Raw genomic sequence first — 18,694 nt, 5'->3', positions numbered from 1 at the left:
AGGCCGGAGGGAATATTTTACGCAAAAATACTAAGAAAGAAGGTTGACAAATTTGTCCGAATGCGCTCATAATGGTCTCAGGTCTCAGGTCTCAGGTCTCAGCCATTATTATATCTTGTAATACCATGTTATAACGAGCATGAAGTATTACCCGTAACAGCTCCGTTATTTCTTGATAAGCTAAAAAATTTAATATCACGTGAAAAAATTTCGGATAAAAGCAAAATTTTATTTGTAAATGACGGCTCAAAAGATGAGACTTGGCAAATAATTAACTCGCTGGCAAAGTCAGACTCTTATTATTCGGGAATATCTTTAAGCCGTAATCGCGGACATCAGAACGCAATTTTAGCCGGCCTCATGGAAGCAAAATCAAAATGTGATATAACTATCTCGCTTGACTGCGACGGCCAAGACGATATTAACGCAGTTGACGAAATGATAAGCGAATATATTTCAGGCAGTGAAGTTGTCTACGGAGTCAGAAATGACAGAACAAGCGACTCATTTTTTAAGCGTACTACGGCGCAATTATTCTATAAAATATTAAACTCAATGGGAGCAGAAGTAATTTATAATCACGCTGATTACAGGCTCATAAGCTCAAAAGTTTTGAATCACTTGGCCGAATTCAAAGAAGTAAATATATATCTTAGAGGCATGATCCCGCTTGCAGGATTTAAGAGTTCCTGTGTCATGTATAAACGCGATAAAAGACTCGCCGGAGATACTCATTACCCTTTAAGAAAGATGCTGGCATTTGCCTTTGATGGAATTACGAGTCTCTCGATTAAGCCGATAAATTTTATAGCAGGCTTTGGAATGTAGTCAGCTTGCTGGGATTTGCGGGAATTTTATGGGCTGTTATAGGTGCTTTACTAGGGAATACTGTAACGGGCTGGGCTTCTATGATGTGTGTAATATGTTTTCTGGGCGGGATTCAGTTATTGAGTCTGGGAATTATAGGCGAATATGTCGGCAAAACTTACATGGAGTCAAAACACAGACCGCGTTATATAATTAGTGAACGTGTAAATTTAAATCAGGAGGCTTAAAGCATGATAAGTTTCACGGGGTTATTTTTTGCGGTTATATTTATGTTATTTTTCTGGTATTTATTCAAGTATGCATATTTATTTGGACTTAACGGCCAAAATTTCAATCTAGTAAATAAAAGTTTTATTATCTTTGCATTTTTCGGCGGACTTCTTTGTTATTATTTAATTGCTCAAGACAGGACTATATATGTGAATCATTATTGGGCTTATACATATAGACAAATGAAAATATTATTTGCGGATCCTCTTATAGCAGTGCTAAGACTCGGCGGGAGTATATTTTTTGCTGATTATAATTCTATATTGCCTACAATTGCTGTGTTGCCGTTAAAAATGTTTGGTTATACTTATCTGCGTTATATTCTTGTTTTATACGCTATATTTTTCCTGCCGGCCGTGTTTATTCTGTATACGCTCATGAAAAAAATTAATGACTCGAGCAAATATAAATATATTACGTTATTTCTTTTATTTACGTTTACACCGTTTTATCCTGCAATGCTCGCCGGATTTCCTGATATAGCTTGCTTAATTCCTGCTGGTATTGCGTTATTAATGGTAAAAGATTATGACGCGCTTTTATTTACACGAGAACAAATTAAACGCGATGTTTATATTTCAGGTATGTTATTATGCACGATTTTATTCAGGAGATATTTTGCATTTTACGTTGAAGGCTTTATGGCGGCTCTTGCGTGTATGTCTATTTATGTTATGATGTCGTAAAAAGTAAGAAATATTTATACCTGAAAAATGCTGTGTTTAATATAATTGTAATAGGCATATTTGCTCTTGTAATCATGGTAGTATTTTTCGGGCCTATGCTTTATCGTATATTACGAACGAATTATGCTAATATTTATGTTGCATGGGACGCGCCTTTATTGCAAAAAATTTCAGGTATAGTGAATCACTTCGGATATTTTACGCTGATTTTTGCGGGGCTAGGCGTGATATTGCCTTTATTTACAGGAAAAATGCGCAGATATTCATTATTTTGTGCGATTTCTTTTTTTGTTACTACGATACTATTTTTCAGAGTTCAAGCTATGGATTTGCACCACCATTTTACTATTACTCCGCAATTATTAATACTTTCATATATAGGGATAATTCAGACATGCAATATTTTATCAGGCAGTAAAAAATTTATTATTTCTTGTGCTTGTGTTATAGTGATTGCAGCAAATTTTGTAAATTGCTTTTTCCCTGACGCGAGGCCGATTCTATCACCAGTTTCAAAAATTTTTACAAATGTCTATAACCCTTCTCAGCGCGATGATATTCCCGTATTGAATGAAATAGCCGATTATCTTAATTCATTAACAGAAGGCAATGACAAAAAAATTTATATGCTTACGACCGGTAATATAAATAAAGATATTATGGACGCTCTAAAGAAGCCATTTATCGAGTACCCGGTCAGAAATTTAGCAAGAACTGAAGAAGTTGATTTAAGAAATGGCTTTCCTGTTGAATTACTTCATTCGGATATAATAGTAATTACTAATAGCGAAACCAGCCGAGAACATGTAGTCCGTTTTCCTTTGAATGAGCTTAAGAAGGCCGGCTCCCCTTTTGGAAAGCATTTCAGGAAAATTTCGCGGGAATTTACTATAGATAACGGCGTAAAAGTTTATTTTTATGAGAAGACGAGCGATTTTACACAGGAAGATTTGCAGTATATAGCCGATTATTTTACGAAAATTTACCCCGGCTATGAAGATATCTTTGCAAATAGAATACTGGGAGGGACTGATATATGGGACTCTCAGGGGCAATTATGGAGTCCCAGTGTCGTAAAAATAATACGTTGGATAGCAAAAAATAATTTGCTCACACCTGAACAGTTAGCAGCTGCTACAAATAAGAGTGTAGAAGCTATAAAAATTTTGTACGAGAATAAATAATTTGTTTTCATGAAAGTATTTAGCAGTTCTCGTCAATTTTCGGGGGCTGCTATTTTTTTGATATAAAAATTTATAGTAAAATTATATCTCATAAATAATTTATTTATTTGTTTAATGGGAGGTATAACTTGAATACAAATACAATTTTTTTAACTGGCAGGATCGACACAAATAATGCAAGCGAATGGGAACAGAAAATTTTTAGCTCGGACTTGAATAATGACACAATATTTGACGCGTCAAAACTTGAATATATTTCCAGCGCAGGATTAAGAGTCCTCATGAAGGCACGCAAGAAATTAAACAAGAAAATCAGCATTATTAATTTATCCCGCGAAGTCTATGACATTTTCGAGACTACAGGATTTACGGAATTATTTGATGTTAAGAGGGCTTTACGTGAAATCTCTATAGAAAATTGTCAAGAAATAGGCTCAGGAGCTTATGGGCGAGTCTATAGAATTGACCCCGAAACTATAGTAAAAATTTATGATTCACGCATGAATCTGGAATTTATCAAACGCGAAATTGATACAGCAAAAAAAGTTTTCTTGCTGGGAGTTCCTACTGCTATATCTTATGACGTAGTGAAATGCGGCGATTCCTACGGGGCATTGTATGAATTACTAGACGCAAAGACAGTCGCGCAAATAATTTCAGAGAATCGCGAATTAGTCCCCGAAATGGCCAAGAAATGCGCTGATTTACTCAAGCAAATTCACAGCATAAAAATTGACTCAGCCTCAAATTTGCCGAGCCGTAAAATTAAACTCTCGAACTTAATCAAGAGTTTTGCAAGTTATCTCACACCCGACGAGACTAATAAAATTTTAGCTTTTCTTGACTCTGTACCGGATTCAAAAACTTTTTTACACGGCGATTTTAACGCAAAAAATATCATGATAGACAAGAACGGCGATTTTCAGTTAATTGACTTAGGCGACGCAGCATACGGCCATCCTATATGGGATTTACTCGGATTGATGCTGAGTTTTATATACATGCTGAAATATGCGCCCATTCCCGACGAACAGAAAGCGGGATATTTAGGCTTTAACTTTAATGACGCTGATATTTACTGGAGTTCTCTATGCAAAGAATATTTTAATTTGAAGACTGATCAGGAAGTTGACGAGCTTACAGAAAAATTTATGCCCTATATGTATTTATTATTAATCTCGCACTCTGTAAGGTTCGTGGGTCCTGATAATAAAGAAAGATTACAGCAAATCGCAGAAAACACGATTCGGGGCAATTTATTAAATTTTATAGACAGCACAAAAGATTTTAACTTAGCAGGCGAATATTTTAATGCTTAAAATTTTATTTCTCGCAGTAATCTTAATAAATATATCTTGCGGCAACTCTTCAGCAAGTCAGAGCTTAAATCTTCAAAGTGTAGGCAATGCCCGCGAACTCGGCGGATATAGGACTCTCGACGATAAAATTATCAAACACGGTGTATTACTGCGTACTGCTTCACTTAGTAATATGACGAGTCAAGATATAAGAAAATTAGCGCAAGATTATAATTTAGCCGTAATTCTTGATTTTAGAATCGATTTCGAGGCAAAATCAGAGCCCGACCCAGTTATTGACGGTGTAGAAAACGTAAAGATTTCTATTATAGATTTCGACATGAACAGCCCTCAAGCTCAAAAAATGCTGCCTTATCTAGCTGGCAATGATAAAGTCTCTATGTTAATCGGCGCAGTAAAAACAGGTTACATGACAAAAAATTTATATGTCGACATCTTAAGCAGTAAAAGCGGCAGGGACGGCTATAGAATCATGTTTGAAAAATTGCTTGCATTGCCCGAAAATAAATCATTATTATTTCACTGTACACAGGGCAAAGACAGAACGGGACTCGCGGCCATGTTGATTCTTTCAGCTTTGAATGTTGACGAGAATATTATAATGTCAGACTATTTATTGACTAATGAGTTTAACGCCGGAAAAATTGCACGTGAACGCGAATTTGCGAAAACTATAATGCAAGATCCCGACGAGCAGGAATTATTATTGCTTACTATGGATTATGTATCGCCCGAACTCATGAATAACGCTTTGAATTATATAAAATCAAATTACGGTTCAGTCATGAATTATATAAATAACGAGCTCGGCATTAATGACGAACAAATTAATTTATTGCGCGAAAAGTTTTTAACTCGATAAAGATTTAAGTGTCTCAATAAAAAATTTATTCTCATTCTCGAATCTCGTCGCAACTCTCAAATATTGACCGTCAAGCCCCGCAAAATTTCTCGTGTGTCTGGCGGTCATTCCATTTTTTAGCAAAATTCTTAACGCTTCCATATCATTATTAACCCGAATCAAGAAATAATGCACGTCAGATTTTAACACGTCAAAACCGGCCAGCCGCAAATTTTCCATGAATTCAGGAGTGTTATATTTATAAAATTTTCGTGTTCTCTCATAAAAATTTGAGTCATTCAAGAATTTTACTGCGAGTTCCTGAGCTATTGAGTTCACGCTCCAAGTCGGCAGAAATTTTTTGACCCGCTCAATAATTGACTCGTTCGCAATAATATAGCCTATTCTCACGCCGCTTAAATGAAATATTTTAGTCAGTGAACGCAATATAATAGCATTATCAAAATCGCAAAGTCTCTCACGCTGTATATTATCACTAAGCACAAAATCAATATAGGCCTCATCTATTATAAAAAATTTGTCGGGATAAAATTTTATGATTTCATGCAAATTATTTATATAAATTCCGGTCGGGTTGTTAGGATTTGTGAGAATTATATTATCATAATTATTTATATCATTCAGCGAAAAAATTTCGTGTGAGTTCATGAAAGCGCGCTTATATTCGGAGTAACATGGCTCAAGAATTGCAGTATTACCAGTTAAGACTCGTGCCAGCAAAAAAATAGCCTCGTTAATTCCATTTGTGAATAAAATTTTATTTATATTTATATTCTCGCGTGAAGATATAATTTTGCGCAAATTCAAGCATTCAGAATCAGGATAACGCGACGCAAGGGATTCAATATCAATATTTATATTTTCAGGCCAAGAAAGTATATTAGTATTAGTGCTGAAGTCTATAATTTTTCCAGGCATTGAGATATTAAAGGCTTTATATAAATTTTCAGGATTCGCCCCGTGAAGAGTTAAATTATTATTATTCATGAAAGAAATATTACAGGATTTGTGATATAAATCAAGCAGCAAGGCATGGGAATAAAATTTTATCGGACGGGAGGGCAGGGACTCGTTATATTTATATGTCAGCAAGAAATATAATAATCCCAGCAATATAAAAATTTTGTCCCGTTCTAATATGGCCGTGATATAAATCAAGCAATAACGCCAGCAAGCAAGTAACACGCTCGAAATATATAATAATTACAGCAATATAAAAATTTTGCCCCGTTCTAATATGGCCATGATATGAATCAAGCAGCAAGGCACGCTAAAAATATAATAATCACAGCAAATAACGCGCAAGAAATATCTAATAACTGCCATGCTCTGACAATATCAAAAATTTCCGGCTCATTCCCTGACTCGTTTAAATATGGCCGCGCTATGAATTTATTATTATAATACGCACCTCCGCCGAGCTTTATATTTAAGACTCCGGAAAATGCACTTTCACCATGTGCACTGTTAGGGCTTGAATGCTTTAATCTGTCTTGACAAAAAATTTTCGCAGCCCGCCTTATATTCTTAATGCCTCCGGAAATAATAATAATGACTCCGCCGATTCTAGCAGGTATAAAATTTAATATGTCGTCAAGTTTTGCGCTTGGCCGCCCGAACTCGTAAAAATTTTTATAGCCTATCATTGAGTCAAGTGTGCTGGCTGCCTTGAATATCCAGACGAAAATATAAGCCCCGTAAGAATTATTTACGCAATATCCCAGCCACGAATAAAATATTACTGAAATAATGCCGTCTATACAATTTTCTGAAATAGTTTCGATTACTGCGCGGGTGATTTCTATTTCTGAAAGATTTTGAGTATCTCGTCCGACGACTCGTGATAAAAATTTTCTTGCGCCCTCTAAATCATGCCTCATTAAGCAAAATAAAATCGGCCGGGTCTCATCTTTCAAGTCCCGCCATGATAAAGCAGCATATAATAAATATATCTTGACTAAATCATTGCAGCCTGAAATATATAGCAATAAATAAACAACAAGCCCCGCAGCAAAGAGTGTTATACAAGTTACTGCGAGACCGTTTTTAAATGAGTGTAAATCAAATAATTCCGCCTGCAAAAAATTTATTAACCGCCCTATTAATTTAACCGGATGAGGCAAAATATTTATCTCGCCCAGTGTCAAATCAAGCAATACAGCAAGCGCAAATATTATCGGGAACTGCAAAATTTTCTAATCAGGCTCCCCCGCACTGCCCTGATAAATCGAAATTGATTCAACTTTTCCGTCAAAATCTCCGTAATCACGAGTTAAAACTATCGAGACAGTTATATTTTTTCCGGGGACTTCATAAGAAAGTATGCTCATATCTGCATTATCATAAGGAGACTCGCGAAGTGTAGGAGTTCCCATTTTCTTGCGCAAATCCGTCATGCTCATGCCGATTATATTAAACTTGAAAATTTTTGAGCATATTTCTGACTCGTTTGAGCTGAAGGGCATTTCAAGATCCATTTTTGCGAACCTGTTATAAATATTTCCGGCCGTCTTGCTTTTAGAGCCCATTTTGAGCCTGATTCCTTCTTGAGGCAGCCACCCCGAAATTTTGCCCACTTTCACGCGATACCATAAATAATTATCTTTATCACGTACTGCGCTCGGTGCATTAATCCATTTTGCGGGCATCTCGACTTCCTGATAATTTGAGTCCCTGTCTGCCTTATTATAAATCGCAAGCTGAGACTCTAAAGGATAAGCCCATTGACCTTTTGCGGGAGGGTAGGGAATTGCAAACGCGCTTGAGACTTGGAAAATTATTATTGCAATCGATAATATAAACTTTTTCATGATTTAGCACTCCTGATAATAATAATAAAATTATTTATTCAAGAATAAAACTCTATCCCAGTTATAATAAGGCTCTGACAAAATTACTCCTTCTGAAGCGTCCGATATGACTTGATTTAACGGGTTGTCTTTTACTTCGAGTTCTTCAGGAAGCATGATTCCTTGTGTTGTCCTGTACCAGAAAATTACATCCGCGCGACCTGACATTAAAGCCGATGATCTTGCACCTGATTCAATGCTTAAAAGCTCGATATTTTTCTTGAGTCTCTTGCCTATTTCAGAAATTACAGCCGTGTTATAGCCTGCCGGGCTTCCTGCCTCGTCAACAAAATCGATCGGGGGCATGTCGCCTGTTACAGCTACTTTGATTGTTTCTGCTCCGTCAAATTTCGCAAATTCTACGGGTTCGGGCTTTGTGTCATTATTAATATATTTATCAGCAAGAGCCTTTAACGTGTTATCGCTTTTCATTGAGTTTATAGCGTTATTAAATTCATTGCGGAGTGATTCGTTTTGATTGCTGAATCCGAATGATATAGCGCTGGGCATACGAATAGCGAATAAAATTTTTATTTCAGGATCTTGTGCCATAACGTATTGTGCTGTGCTTTCAGGTAAAGAAATCTCGTCAAGTTTTCCGGCATTCAGAGCCATTAACATAGCTGTCAACGAGTCAAAAAATGTTACTTTTACGCGATCTTCGTGGAAAGCCTTGACAATTTGCCGAGTCTCATAAGTTTGTCTGTTGATCATGGGCAGAGCTGGACTCATGCTTAAAACTTTTCTAAGCTCGTCAACACCCTTTTGGAAGGCTTCTTCACTTGTACCGAGATAGCGAAGGACTCCGCCTCTGACTTCCTGATCTCCTCTTATTGCAGCAAATGCACCAGTTGTGAAAAGCATTACTACTAATAATAAAGCGCATAAAAACTTTTTTGTTTTCATGTTAAAAAATTGCCTCCATAAATAACTAAAAATTTACTCGCTATTATACACTAAACATCTAAGCAGCTCCCGCCGATAAATTCGCGAATAACTGAATTATTTGGGATTCCGTCATTATTTAAAGCAGGCACAAAACGCAAAATATTTAGCAGTCTCAAAGCCTCGCTGAACACTGAAGAATTCTCATCAACTGTGTGTAATAAAGGCTCAACATAAGGTTTTAATACTCCGAGTTCATAGGGTAAAGCAGAATTAAAAATTGCATTTGCCCGGCTTCTATACGGGAATATATATTGTTTTGCGCCCCTGATAACTTTAGGGTAAACTTCAAGAGTTACTTGTGCAGATTTGCCCCTCGTCCTGTAATCTCGAATTATGCGGCGTAATAATCTGTTGTCGCTCGTTCGTGTTCGATTATGAGGATCTATGCAAATTCCAGTCAAAGGCGAGACGAATACACCATAACGGCTTGACTCTGGCAGCATTGCTAAAATTTTGTCGTTGAGTCCGTGTATACCTTCCATTATTAACACGTCTGAAGGTTTTAACTTTATGACCTTGCCCGGCTCTTTCTTGCCAGTTATGAAATTATATACAGGTGTAATAACTTCTTCGCCCGCTAAGATTCTTGCAAGATTATCGCCTAATAATTCTAAATCAAGCGCGTCGAGTCTTTCATAATCATATTCGCCGGTTTCGTCCTTAGGTGAGTCCTCTCGTTCCTTGAAATAATTATCAAGCGGCAAAGTAACAGGAGTCTTCCCGCATACCATTAATTGAACCTTGAGTCTTTCTGAAAATGTAGTCTTGCCCGATCCTGAAGGCCCCGCAATTGTAACAACTTTCACGGGGTGTGCTGCTATATCTTCTGCTATGCTGCCTAATTTTTGCGAGTGAAAGGCTTCAGCTATCAAGATTAATTCTTGAATTTTGCCCTCTGTTACTCTGTGATGTAATTTATTTAGATAGTTCAAATCTAAGACCTGCAGCCAGTGAGCATAATCAAAGAAAATCTTTCCCATTGAGGGATCAGCTTTTAACGCCGGAATCTCATCAGGAGACTGCACAGTAGGAGTCCTTAATAACATGCCCTGTTCATATAAAACTATATCGAATAATCTAAGCATTCCCGTTGATGGTGCCATAGTCCCCCCGCAGAAATATCCGTAAATTTCTCCGCAGCGATAAACTTCTACAGGGTCAAGATTTGCACGCACAAATAACTCGGCGATTTCCGTTTCTCCCTGACGCTGAAAGACTCTCCGTGCCTTGTCAATCGTCAAAATTTCACGCGTTATCGTTGAGTCCCGCCTTATAATCTCGTTCATTTCTGATTTTATTTTATCTATATCTGCCTGAGTAACCGGGTCGCCCTCAAATTCCCAGTATAAACTATCTGCCAGTGAATGCCGTAAAATTGCCTTGCGTCCTAAAACTCTAGCACACGCAATAATTAATATAAATCCCAGTGAACGCTGATAAATTCTTACTCCAGTGGGCGAATTCGTCATTATAAATTCAACTGTAGCATCTTCATCTATGACCCAATCAAGAGGGCGGGTATAATTATTTACAAACCAAGCTATTACTCTTCTTTGCGGCATACCGTGCCGGGCGATCATTTCTTCCATTACGTCGTGGCCAGTTACTGGAGCATCTCCGGCTATATAAGTCGCTATATACTGGTCGCGCTTCACTGCAGCGGTTAATACACAAACTGTAAACGCCATTGTCTAACACCTTCTCTATATAAATAATTTGTGTAATTATAGCTTAATTCAGGCTTTTACAAGAAATTTTTACATGATTTATATAACGCGCTCACGAAAATTTATCACTCAATTATGACATCAAGAATAAAATATTTTAAATCCCGCAAATTTCCGGAAATTACAGCAAAAATATATCACGTTATGAGCTATAAATCTTGCATAAATGATTTATTAATATTATAATCGCGATATTTTTTTAAAAAAGGAGGCCATAAATAATGGCTAATATAAAGTATAAAGATATTTACAAATCATTTCTTGTTAGTGATTCAGATTATGACGGAGAATTTGAGATCCCCGTAATAAATTCAACAAATGAGCGGCCTAATAAATTAATACCGTTCTCGAAATCTTTGACAACGAAAAATTTTAATAGCTGGGTTCACTTTTACGAGCACGACTATAAATTTATGCGAGTCTGGGACAATCCACGCAAATATTTAGCCCGCTTGAAAAAATTTAACGGTGTAATCACGCCTGATTTTAGCTTGTATAGAGATATGCCGCTTAACATGCAAATTTTTAATACTTACATGGGCAAAGCTCTCGGTCATTGGTGGCAGTCGAACGGCTTAAATGTGATTCCTAATATCAGATTTGCTGATGAGAGAAGTTATAAATTTTGCTGCGATGGAGTCCCTAAGCACTCAATTATTTCTGTAGGCTCGCTCGGCTGTATGAGAAAACTTCAGGAACGAGAAATCTTTAAACACGGGCTTGAGTTTGTTACTCACTATCTTGAGCCTTCCTGCATTGTTGTATACGGCTCTGCACCTGAAGAAATTTTCAAGTGTTGTAGAGAGTCAGAAGTTGAGATTTTGCAATTTGACAGCGAAATTTCACAAGTTATGCATACTCGAAAGGAGGTGAGATAAATGGGAACAGGAGTTCACGGCGGATTCGGTAACACAAAAGGTTCGGGCCGGGTCTCTCTTCCGAAAAATGACTCGCAAATAAAGCATATTTTCAGGAAAAAGAAGGGACATTTATGAAGATACACCCGAAAATAGAAAGCTGCTCGAGGATCTTGCAAATGACAAGTCAAAATGTCTAGGTGTTGATAAATGGGGTAATTCATGGAACGCTGTAACTTTGCCGGACGGGTCGCAATTATGGGTAGAATATCGCGATGGTAAAATCATTGATGGCGGAAAAAATAACATTCCACGCTCTTGGGATCCTAAAACAGGATTAAGCAGCCCTGAGAAACCTAAGCAGCAGAAAAAGAAAAAATCTAAATCTGTAAAGAACGCAGCGCACGAGGTATATAATTATTACAAGAATCCATTTTTAGCATAAGGAGGAGAATTATTTATGTATATGAATCAATTTGAGTTATTCAGCCTGATATTTTTTGCGGTTGATGCTGTATGGCAGGAGACGCAAGCAGAAGAATTAACACAATTTTTAAGCGAGAGTGATCCATTTTTATGGGGTGATATAGGTTCAGCAGATCCAGCTCTATTCTATGAATTTTGCGAGAGATACCCTCAGAAAACTATCGCGCTTGAAGACAGTTACAAAATTGCCTGCGACTATATAAATTTTCTCCCGACCGAATATCAAGCAGTATATGGTGCTGTACCTGAAGCATTTTATCAGACAGATGAACAAACTTGGCTTGAGACTGCAAAAAAATATCTAGCTACTCCTCATAAGAAATAAATATAAATCACTCCCCGAGCATTTACAGTTTCGGGGAATTATTAATTTTTTCACTGCTTATTCTTGCGTCCAAATGCCTGCTTCAACAAATGCCACTCTTCAAATTTTAGAATCACAGCCGCCGCAAAATAACTCACTGCAGAAAAAATTATCACTCCTAAGCACCATAAAGCACGAATATATAATCTTGCTTCAGGCTCATAGCTCCATAAAAATTTATAAATAAACACAGCAAGAGATGCTATCACTAAAGCAATAATATATTTTGCTGAAATTTTCACGTCTATTATTCTAAGTGAACGGCCTAATTTCTTGCGCACATAATAAAGTCCCAGAATCCCCGACAAAGTAAAAGCAATCCCCGGAGCAAGTGCCAGCCCGTTATATCCCATCGGATAAATTAATATTAGTGATAAAATTGTAGTTGATATAACACTGAAACTCGTAACTTTGAAGGCCTCACGAGGCATTGATAACGCATATAAAGCACGCATTACAACTGTCGAGCAGGCCATACCCGGCAAGCCCAGCATACTTAAGGCCAAGCATGAAGAAGTCGCTGCCCATGCCCAGTTATTAAATTCGCCCCTCACGAATACAATATGAACGAATTCACGAGAAATTAATATTACACCCAGTGAAGCAGGAAGAACTACAAATAATGCAAATCTGACAGCTTGCTTGAGTGTGTCAATAAATTCTCCGTCGTTATTTGCGCGCGATAATTGAGGCAATACAGCTTGTGAAATCGCTATAACAAATAATCCTAAGGGTAATTGCAGAATTCTATTTGAATAATTTAATACTGATATGCTCCCTTCCTGTAAAAACGAGCCAAGCATACGGCTTATAACGGGGTTGACTTGATTTAGTGAGAGTCCAGCTGCATAGGGAAGAAATAATTTCATGATTCGTCTTAAATCAGGGTCCGCAAAATCAGGTCGAGCAGGATATAATACAGCCTTCATTCTGAAGCCCCAGAGCCATTGAGTCAAAAAATGTGCAAAGCCTCCGCATAAGACTGACAAAGCAAGCCCGTAAACTCCGAAATATCCCGCAAAAAACGGGGCTGTTATAATAAATACTAAATTACTACACGCAGGAGATAACGCCGGAATAAAGAATGAACCCATGCTATTTAATTCGCCCATTGTCAGAGCCTCAATCGAAATAAATATCAGAAACGGGAACATCCACCGAGTCAAACCTGCTGCGAGTGCGTGATTTTCTGCATCAAATCCCGGAGCCATTATATTTACTAGCCATGATGCCCCGAAAACTCCGAGTATTACTATAAAACTTGACGCAAATAATAAAACTGTCATAGTTCCACGTGCTAGCTTTAATGCCTGCTCCCGGCTCTTTGTCAATGCCTGCGAAAATACAGGAACAAATGCCGCCGATAATGCACCTTCAGCAAGTAATTGCCTAGCCAAATTTGAAAGTGTATAAGCTACATTAAATGCGTCCATGCTGCGGGTCGCTCCGAAATATGCAGCTATTAAGATTTCTCGTGCAAGTCCTAAAATCCGGCTTAATAAAGTCCCCGCCATCATTTTGACTGCGTGTTTTATCATTGAAGGCGATTCCAAAATTTTTATTCTCCCCTAACTGTCGCTAAAGTATATGCATATTTTACATTCGCGCCGGAGTCCCGACAAACTTCAGCCAGCCGCATTAAAGTTATTCCCGTCGTGCAGACATCATCAACAAGCGCAATTCTTAACCCGTCAATATTATCATTAATCATAAATGAATCTTTTGCGAGTTTTGCCCGTTCCTGAGCGTTCATTCCTGCACGTGCAGCTATTTCACGAGTCCAGCAGGCAGAGTCTAAAATTTTCATGTCCCACGAGTCAGCAAGTCCCAGTGCTAATTCATGAGCTTGATTATATTTTCGCGGGCTGTTAACGTGTAAAGGCACAGGCAGCAAATAATCTACATCTTCAGGACGATTTAAAAATTTTCCCATTTTGCGCCCGATCGGACGACATAAAGATTTTAAGCCCGAATACTTGAATGCTAGAATAATTTTATTTATGTCAGTGTGATAATATGCAGCCGAATAAATTATTAAATTTTCACGCTCGTTTATGATTTGAGATTCCCAGAAAAGAGACTCAATGCATGAATCGCAAATAAATACACTCGGACGGCCGCAGACTTGACAATTTATAGGCCATAAAAAATGTAATAGAATTCTAAATAAATTCATTCCGCGCAATCTGTACAAGTTCGTCGCACCTGTTATTAATCTCGTCGTCTGAATGGCCTTTCACCCAGTGCCAGTTAATTTTATGAGTCCGAGTCAATTTTATTAATTCCTGCCATAAATCCTGATTCAAAACTTGGCCGCCCGTTGAAGTTCTCCAGTTATTTTTTTGCCAGTTCTTGAGCCAGCCTTTATTAAATGCATTGTGCAAATATGCCGAGTCAGTGTGCAAATCTACATCACAAGAAAATTTTAACGCTTTTAGTGCCTTAATCGCTGCTAATAATTCCATTCTGTTATTAGTCGTGTTAGGCTCTGCTCCGTAAATTTCGCGCTTTGTATCATGTTCGGGCGAATATAATACAGCGGCCCAGCCTCCGAGTCCGGGATTTGGAGATGCTCCCCCGTCTGTGTAAATTATAACGTGCGGCATAAAATATTACTCCTCGAATAAAATATTAATAATTACAGGCCCTTCCGTGTAAATATCCCGTGAAGCGATTGCGTTAATAATAACCGGGCTTGTTATCTTGTTAAGGGTGTCTACAGCTGCAAAAAATAATTCTCCGTCAAGAGTTCCGACATTATTTGAAGAAGGTTCGGGCAAAATTCCGTCTTTAATTGCTTTATTGCGTAATTCTCTCAAGAAAATATGTAGAATTTGCTCGGCTGAATTATTCGTGTTAGCTTTGTCATTCATGAAAAATTTGCGGTAAACAGGCGTGCCTTCAGGATAAATTATTAAACTCGTTCCGGATTCATAACGCACTAAAATTTTTGAGTTCTCGCCTATAGTGTAATTCTCAACTGATAAAGCCCTGACGTATTGCCGAATGTCTGAACTTGCAAGCGAAATAATTAATTTTGCTTCCTGTTCTGAGTCAAACTCTATAGGAACATCACGCAATTGAGTAAATGACTCATTTGAGATTCTTTCTAGCACGTTCAATCTTACAGCACGTTTTAATTCATTCAAGCCCGCAATAATTTCATAACGAGTCAATCCCGGCTCAAAAGCTGTCTGACCCAGTAATAAATTTGCGTTTAATGCAACTGACTCACTTTTGAGTGATTTAATTTCGCGCTTCAAAATTTCTGACTCCTCGCGCAAGACTCTTAGTGAGGCCTCTAAATCCTTTTTCTGCTGTTCGAGTATTACAGCCTCGTTTTTCATTGAGTCAAGTTCAAATCCCGTCAAATCCAAACTTGCAGCCGCCTCAGCAAGACTCACTCTCATTTGTGTAGCGTTCTCTTCACTCTGTGATAACTGGAATTGCAAATTATATAATTGCTGGTGTAAAACTTTCATGCCGAAAAATGCCGTCCTGACATCTCGCGAAATAAATGACGTTATTGTCAAGATTCCTACTGCTATCAAGCCGCCGGTTAATGCCGTGATTAATTGACTCGTTCTCTTAGGCCTGAGTCCAAATAGCGAGATCCTTTTTTTGCCGTATTTAGAGCCTACAGAGTCACCCAGCACTGAAAGAATCGCCGAACCCATTACGAGCGAAAAAATTAACAGCCAGTTTGTATTACTTAAGAATGCCGACAAAAATTTTTCACCTCGTATTATGGGCAGATATAGCAGCCGGAATAAATTTTTTATAGTGATAGCCCCGCAAAATATTCATAAACAAGTCCGCAATTAACTCATATAACAATGACTTCACGGCAAAATATATACTTCGCAAAAAATTCACCGGAATAAATTTTTTATAGTGATAGCTCCGCAAAATATTCATAAACGAGTCCGCAATTAACTCATATAGTAATGACTTCAAGGCAAAATATATACTTCGCAAAAAATTCACCTCTTGAGTCTCAAGAATGGCTCAAGCTCAGACACTAAGACAGCTACGAAAATCAATATACAGCCTATTAACATTCTGAACGTGATAGACTCGCCCAGAAAAATTATGCTGCTTATAAGTCCGAATACTGACTCAAGACTCATTATAATAGTCGCGTGACTCGGATCTGCATATTTCTGCGCGCAAATCTGAAGCATATAACATCCAAACGTGCATAATATAATCGTAAAAAGCAATTCGGGTAAACTCGAAATATTTATAATTTCAGGCCGGGACTCGAATATAAGCGAAGTAACAAAAGAAAGTCCCGCTAAAGTAATAAACTCTGCAAAACTTAGCACAATAGGGTCGCAGTCTTTTGTGTAATTTCCTATTAATATTACCTGAACCGCAAATGTCAACGCGCATATAACCGTCAAGAAATCGCCGATGTAATACGAGCCTGAAAGATTCTCATCACCCATTAATAAATACATTCCCAGCACACAGAGAACAGCCGCGCAAATCGTAAGCCAGCCCGGAAATATTTTCCGCAATGCCCATAATATAAGCGGTACCATTAACACATAAGTTGCTGATATGAAAGCGCACCGCCCTCCGCCGATATAGTTCAAGCCTACAGTTTGAGACATTAAGGCAAAATATAATAACGCACCAATTATTAAGCCGCTTTTGAAAACTTGCCTAAATGATTTATTGATTCGCCTGAAAAAAAATATATACACAAGCACAGAGGCAGCCGCAAATCTTATGAATAACAGCCAGCAGGCAGGATAAAAGCCGACTAAAATTTTCATTGAGACAAAACTCACTCCCCAGAAAAATGCACAGTAAAATAACGCTAAATCAGCAAGCAAGTGCATTTATTTAATTCTCCTGACTTCAAGATAATATCTTTTTTCTTGAGCATGTCCCATTGAGAAAGTTTTACGAGGCAAGACTCCATTTTCTGAAATCACCCGGAAAAATTCGCGCTTGGCCGTCTCGTCAAATTTAGGAAGTTCAAAGCCGATATTATTAGCCTCACTTGATAAATTTTTTAACGCGTCCAAATCGTGAATATAATCAATTAATAAATTTTTGGCGTCTAAATAATTTTGCAGGACTATTAAGGCCGACACTCCCAGAGATTTATTAATATTTATCACGCCTGATTTATTCCCATAATAAAAATTTATAGGCCAAGAGTCTTTATTATCCGTGCAGATTTCGCGCTTAATCGAGTCAATAAACTCATCGGGATTTATATTTTTAACGAGTCTGTGAATAGGCTCAAATTTTATAGAGTCATCGTGCAAATTCTCAAGTTCTACCATTGCATAGCGTGAAGGGTGCATTCTGTCATTAATTGACTCGTAGCATGATTTTGCAGCTGCTAAAGAGTGATTCCCGTCTCCTACTGCGAAAACTAGCGATAATTCCTGCCTCTTGCGCTTTATATATGCCGACATTCTTGTGTTGAATGCCCTCGCGTGATCGCCGTTCACAAGCCAGCCTTTAATATTTCTGCCGCCTAACATTAAATCAAAGTCGTATAATTTTCTCATGCTGTGCTTTGATATAGTCAACGGCTCGATTAAATTTTTCCGTTCGTCATCGCATAATAATATTACATGTGATAATTCAATCGGGGCATTTTCGCGGACTTTTTTGCGGGGTGGGATTCGTTCGCTGACTGTCTTTTCTGTAGCTCGTATTAGGGGAGTCGAGTCAGGTTTATAGTCATATTCTTCAAGGTCGATAACTCCGACGACTCCGCGCCGCGTTGAACCGTCAAGTAATTTTCTCTCGACGTAAATATATGAATTTCTATAAAGCGTGAATAATTCTTTGCGTAAATAGTCATCCATTGCTGAATTTATTTGCGAAATTTTTTTATCGTCCGACTCGTTCAATAACGCCTCAGGCAGAATCAGATTATATGCAGAAGGAGAATTGCCGGCGATTTCCTTCACCTTGTCCCAGTAGTCAGGCTGTGAAGTAAACTGATCGCAAGCTATTACTGCCCATTTTGATAAATCTTGAACATCAGGCAGCATGATGTGTGAAGCTCTGAATATAATTCGTCATTCCTTTCATGTTGTGTAAATAAAATATTTGCGCTAATTTTATTTGTGAAGGGAGAATTTAACAATGCTGTAATATGCTGAAAAATTTTTGTGATAGAATCCCGGCAGGCATTATGAATTAACCGGAAAAAGTATAATTTTACAGCTACATTTACAGCTACAGAAATATCAAAATTTTCTAGTAATAGCAATCACTCATAAAACAAAAATTTTTTGTATAAATGCAATTTTTTGCCGCGAATTTTTTACGTTGTGCGG

The 18,694-nt window shown here is 37.7% G+C and carries 23 protein-coding genes; 9 read left to right on the top strand and 14 right to left on the bottom strand.

The window, feature by feature from the left end; translation table 11 throughout:
• Window positions 1-120: 120 nt before the first annotated feature.
• From IJS99_02435 to IJS99_02410, 6 genes are all read left to right on the top strand, one after another.
• The gene (locus IJS99_02435; protein MBQ7560680.1) at window positions 121-828 is read left to right on the top strand and encodes a glycosyltransferase family 2 protein; all 708 of its coding nucleotides are present in this window, start codon (window positions 121-123) and stop codon (window positions 826-828) included.
• Between the two features lie 5 nt (window positions 829-833).
• A complete protein-coding gene (locus tag IJS99_02430; protein MBQ7560679.1) occupies window positions 834-1,055 on the top strand; it encodes a hypothetical protein in 222 nt (73 codons plus the stop codon).
• A gap of 3 nt (window positions 1,056-1,058) precedes the next feature.
• Window positions 1,059-1,784 (top strand): hypothetical protein, encoded by a 726-nt coding sequence (locus IJS99_02425; protein ID MBQ7560678.1) that lies wholly within the window; start codon window positions 1,059-1,061, stop codon window positions 1,782-1,784.
• The gene (locus tag IJS99_02420; GenBank protein MBQ7560677.1) at window positions 1,754-2,968 is read left to right on the top strand and encodes a hypothetical protein; all 1,215 of its coding nucleotides are present in this window, start codon (window positions 1,754-1,756) and stop codon (window positions 2,966-2,968) included. Before IJS99_02425 ends, IJS99_02420 begins: the two co-directional genes overlap by 31 nt.
• Window positions 2,969-3,096: 128 nt before the next feature.
• On the top strand, window positions 3,097-4,287 hold the full coding sequence (locus IJS99_02415; protein ID MBQ7560676.1) for a phosphotransferase: 1,191 nt from the start codon (window positions 3,097-3,099) through the stop codon (window positions 4,285-4,287).
• On the top strand, window positions 4,280-5,149 hold the full coding sequence (locus tag IJS99_02410; GenBank protein MBQ7560675.1) for a tyrosine-protein phosphatase: 870 nt from the start codon (window positions 4,280-4,282) through the stop codon (window positions 5,147-5,149). The genes IJS99_02415 and IJS99_02410 overlap by 8 nt, the downstream gene beginning before the upstream one ends.
• On the opposite strand, the gene IJS99_02405 is transcribed toward IJS99_02410, so the two are convergent.
• The 6 genes from IJS99_02405 to IJS99_02380 are packed head-to-tail and all read right to left on the bottom strand — an operon-like array spanning window position 5,138 to window position 10,634.
• Window positions 5,138-6,241, bottom strand: a complete 1,104-nt coding sequence (locus IJS99_02405) for an aminotransferase class I/II-fold pyridoxal phosphate-dependent enzyme (protein MBQ7560674.1) — start codon at window positions 6,239-6,241, stop codon at window positions 5,138-5,140. The genes IJS99_02410 and IJS99_02405 overlap by 12 nt on opposite strands.
• The gene (locus tag IJS99_02400; GenBank protein ID MBQ7560673.1) at window positions 6,228-6,413 is read right to left on the bottom strand and encodes a hypothetical protein; all 186 of its coding nucleotides are present in this window, start codon (window positions 6,411-6,413) and stop codon (window positions 6,228-6,230) included. The genes IJS99_02405 and IJS99_02400 overlap by 14 nt, the downstream gene beginning before the upstream one ends.
• Entirely contained in the window at window positions 6,403-7,338 is a 936-nt protein-coding gene (cobD, locus tag IJS99_02395; GenBank protein ID MBQ7560672.1) for a cobalamin biosynthesis protein CobD, read from the bottom strand. The genes IJS99_02400 and cobD overlap by 11 nt, the downstream gene beginning before the upstream one ends.
• 6 nt (window positions 7,339-7,344) lie before the next feature.
• Complete coding sequence (locus tag IJS99_02390) at window positions 7,345-7,959, bottom strand: hypothetical protein (GenBank protein MBQ7560671.1); 615 nt, start codon at window positions 7,957-7,959, stop codon at window positions 7,345-7,347.
• A gap of 30 nt (window positions 7,960-7,989) precedes the next feature.
• On the bottom strand, window positions 7,990-8,904 hold the full coding sequence (locus IJS99_02385) for a transporter substrate-binding domain-containing protein (protein ID MBQ7560670.1): 915 nt from the start codon (window positions 8,902-8,904) through the stop codon (window positions 7,990-7,992).
• 50 nt (window positions 8,905-8,954) lie between these two features.
• Window positions 8,955-10,634 carry a nucleoside kinase gene (locus IJS99_02380; GenBank protein ID MBQ7560669.1) on the bottom strand — a complete coding sequence of 560 codons (1,680 nt, stop codon included), beginning with the start codon at window positions 10,632-10,634 and terminating at the stop codon, window positions 8,955-8,957.
• A 260-nt stretch (window positions 10,635-10,894) separates the two neighbouring features.
• Between IJS99_02380 and IJS99_02375 the strand changes: the two genes are divergently transcribed.
• The 3 genes from IJS99_02375 (at window position 10,895) to IJS99_02365 (ending at window position 12,341) form a co-directional block, all read left to right on the top strand.
• The gene (locus IJS99_02375; GenBank protein MBQ7560668.1) at window positions 10,895-11,551 is read left to right on the top strand and encodes a DUF4417 domain-containing protein; all 657 of its coding nucleotides are present in this window, start codon (window positions 10,895-10,897) and stop codon (window positions 11,549-11,551) included.
• Between the two features lie 217 nt (window positions 11,552-11,768).
• Entirely contained in the window at window positions 11,769-11,975 is a 207-nt protein-coding gene (locus IJS99_02370) for a hypothetical protein (GenBank protein ID MBQ7560667.1), read from the top strand.
• Between the two features lie 15 nt (window positions 11,976-11,990).
• Window positions 11,991-12,341 (top strand): hypothetical protein, encoded by a 351-nt coding sequence (locus tag IJS99_02365; protein ID MBQ7560666.1) that lies wholly within the window; start codon window positions 11,991-11,993, stop codon window positions 12,339-12,341.
• A gap of 50 nt (window positions 12,342-12,391) precedes the next feature.
• Here the strand turns inward: IJS99_02365 and murJ are convergent, their stop codons facing one another.
• From murJ to IJS99_02325, 8 genes are read right to left on the bottom strand one after another with little or no spacing between them, the layout of a single operon-like run.
• Window positions 12,392-13,918 carry a murein biosynthesis integral membrane protein MurJ gene (gene murJ, locus IJS99_02360; GenBank protein ID MBQ7560665.1) on the bottom strand — a complete coding sequence of 509 codons (1,527 nt, stop codon included), beginning with the start codon at window positions 13,916-13,918 and terminating at the stop codon, window positions 12,392-12,394.
• A 20-nt stretch (window positions 13,919-13,938) separates the two neighbouring features.
• On the bottom strand, window positions 13,939-14,574 hold the full coding sequence (locus IJS99_02355) for a ComF family protein (GenBank protein ID MBQ7560664.1): 636 nt from the start codon (window positions 14,572-14,574) through the stop codon (window positions 13,939-13,941).
• A complete protein-coding gene (gene rnhA, locus IJS99_02350; protein ID MBQ7560663.1) occupies window positions 14,543-14,986 on the bottom strand; it encodes a ribonuclease HI in 444 nt (147 codons plus the stop codon). The genes IJS99_02355 and rnhA overlap by 32 nt, the downstream gene beginning before the upstream one ends.
• A 6-nt stretch (window positions 14,987-14,992) precedes the next feature.
• Window positions 14,993-16,108 (bottom strand): DUF3084 domain-containing protein, encoded by a 1,116-nt coding sequence (locus tag IJS99_02345; GenBank protein ID MBQ7560662.1) that lies wholly within the window; start codon window positions 16,106-16,108, stop codon window positions 14,993-14,995.
• A gap of 7 nt (window positions 16,109-16,115) precedes the next feature.
• Window positions 16,116-16,337, bottom strand: a complete 222-nt coding sequence (locus IJS99_02340; protein ID MBQ7560661.1) for a hypothetical protein — start codon at window positions 16,335-16,337, stop codon at window positions 16,116-16,118.
• A 26-nt stretch (window positions 16,338-16,363) separates the two neighbouring features.
• Window positions 16,364-17,230, bottom strand: a complete 867-nt coding sequence (locus IJS99_02335; GenBank protein MBQ7560660.1) for a DMT family transporter — start codon at window positions 17,228-17,230, stop codon at window positions 16,364-16,366.
• Complete coding sequence (locus tag IJS99_02330) at window positions 17,231-18,406, bottom strand: DUF1015 domain-containing protein (protein ID MBQ7560659.1); 1,176 nt, start codon at window positions 18,404-18,406, stop codon at window positions 17,231-17,233.
• Window positions 18,367-18,627, bottom strand: coding sequence for a hypothetical protein (locus IJS99_02325; GenBank protein MBQ7560658.1), 261 nt, complete (start codon window positions 18,625-18,627; stop codon window positions 18,367-18,369). The genes IJS99_02330 and IJS99_02325 overlap by 40 nt, the downstream gene beginning before the upstream one ends.
• Window positions 18,628-18,694 lie beyond the last annotated feature (67 nt).

This window comes from Synergistaceae bacterium (genome assembly GCA_017444345.1).
Taxonomy (GTDB): domain Bacteria; phylum Synergistota; class Synergistia; order Synergistales; family Aminobacteriaceae; genus JAFUXM01.
This window is presented reverse-complemented; position numbering and strand designations above follow the sequence as displayed.

Excerpts from the sequence above, each read along its gene's own strand:
- IJS99_02425 (MBQ7560678.1), top strand. The coding sequence starts at position 1,059 with ATGATAAGTTTCACGGGGTTATTTTTTGCGGTTATATTTATGTTATTT.
- IJS99_02410 (MBQ7560675.1), top strand. The coding sequence starts at position 4,280 with ATGCTTAAAATTTTATTTCTCGCAGTAATCTTAATAAATATATCTTGC.
- IJS99_02390 (MBQ7560671.1), bottom strand. The coding sequence starts at position 7,959 with ATGAAAAAGTTTATATTATCGATTGCAATAATAATTTTCCAAGTCTCA.
- IJS99_02385 (MBQ7560670.1), bottom strand. The coding sequence starts at position 8,904 with ATGAAAACAAAAAAGTTTTTATGCGCTTTATTATTAGTAGTAATGCTT.
- IJS99_02380 (MBQ7560669.1), bottom strand. The coding sequence starts at position 10,634 with ATGGCGTTTACAGTTTGTGTATTAACCGCTGCAGTGAAGCGCGACCAG.
- IJS99_02375 (MBQ7560668.1), top strand. The coding sequence starts at position 10,895 with ATGGCTAATATAAAGTATAAAGATATTTACAAATCATTTCTTGTTAGT.
- IJS99_02365 (MBQ7560666.1), top strand. The coding sequence starts at position 11,991 with ATGTATATGAATCAATTTGAGTTATTCAGCCTGATATTTTTTGCGGTT.
- murJ (MBQ7560665.1), bottom strand. The coding sequence starts at position 13,918 with ATGATAAAACACGCAGTCAAAATGATGGCGGGGACTTTATTAAGCCGG.
- rnhA (MBQ7560663.1), bottom strand. The coding sequence starts at position 14,986 with ATGCCGCACGTTATAATTTACACAGACGGGGGAGCATCTCCAAATCCC.
- IJS99_02335 (MBQ7560660.1), bottom strand. The coding sequence starts at position 17,230 with ATGCACTTGCTTGCTGATTTAGCGTTATTTTACTGTGCATTTTTCTGG.
- IJS99_02330 (MBQ7560659.1), bottom strand. The coding sequence starts at position 18,406 with ATGCTGCCTGATGTTCAAGATTTATCAAAATGGGCAGTAATAGCTTGC.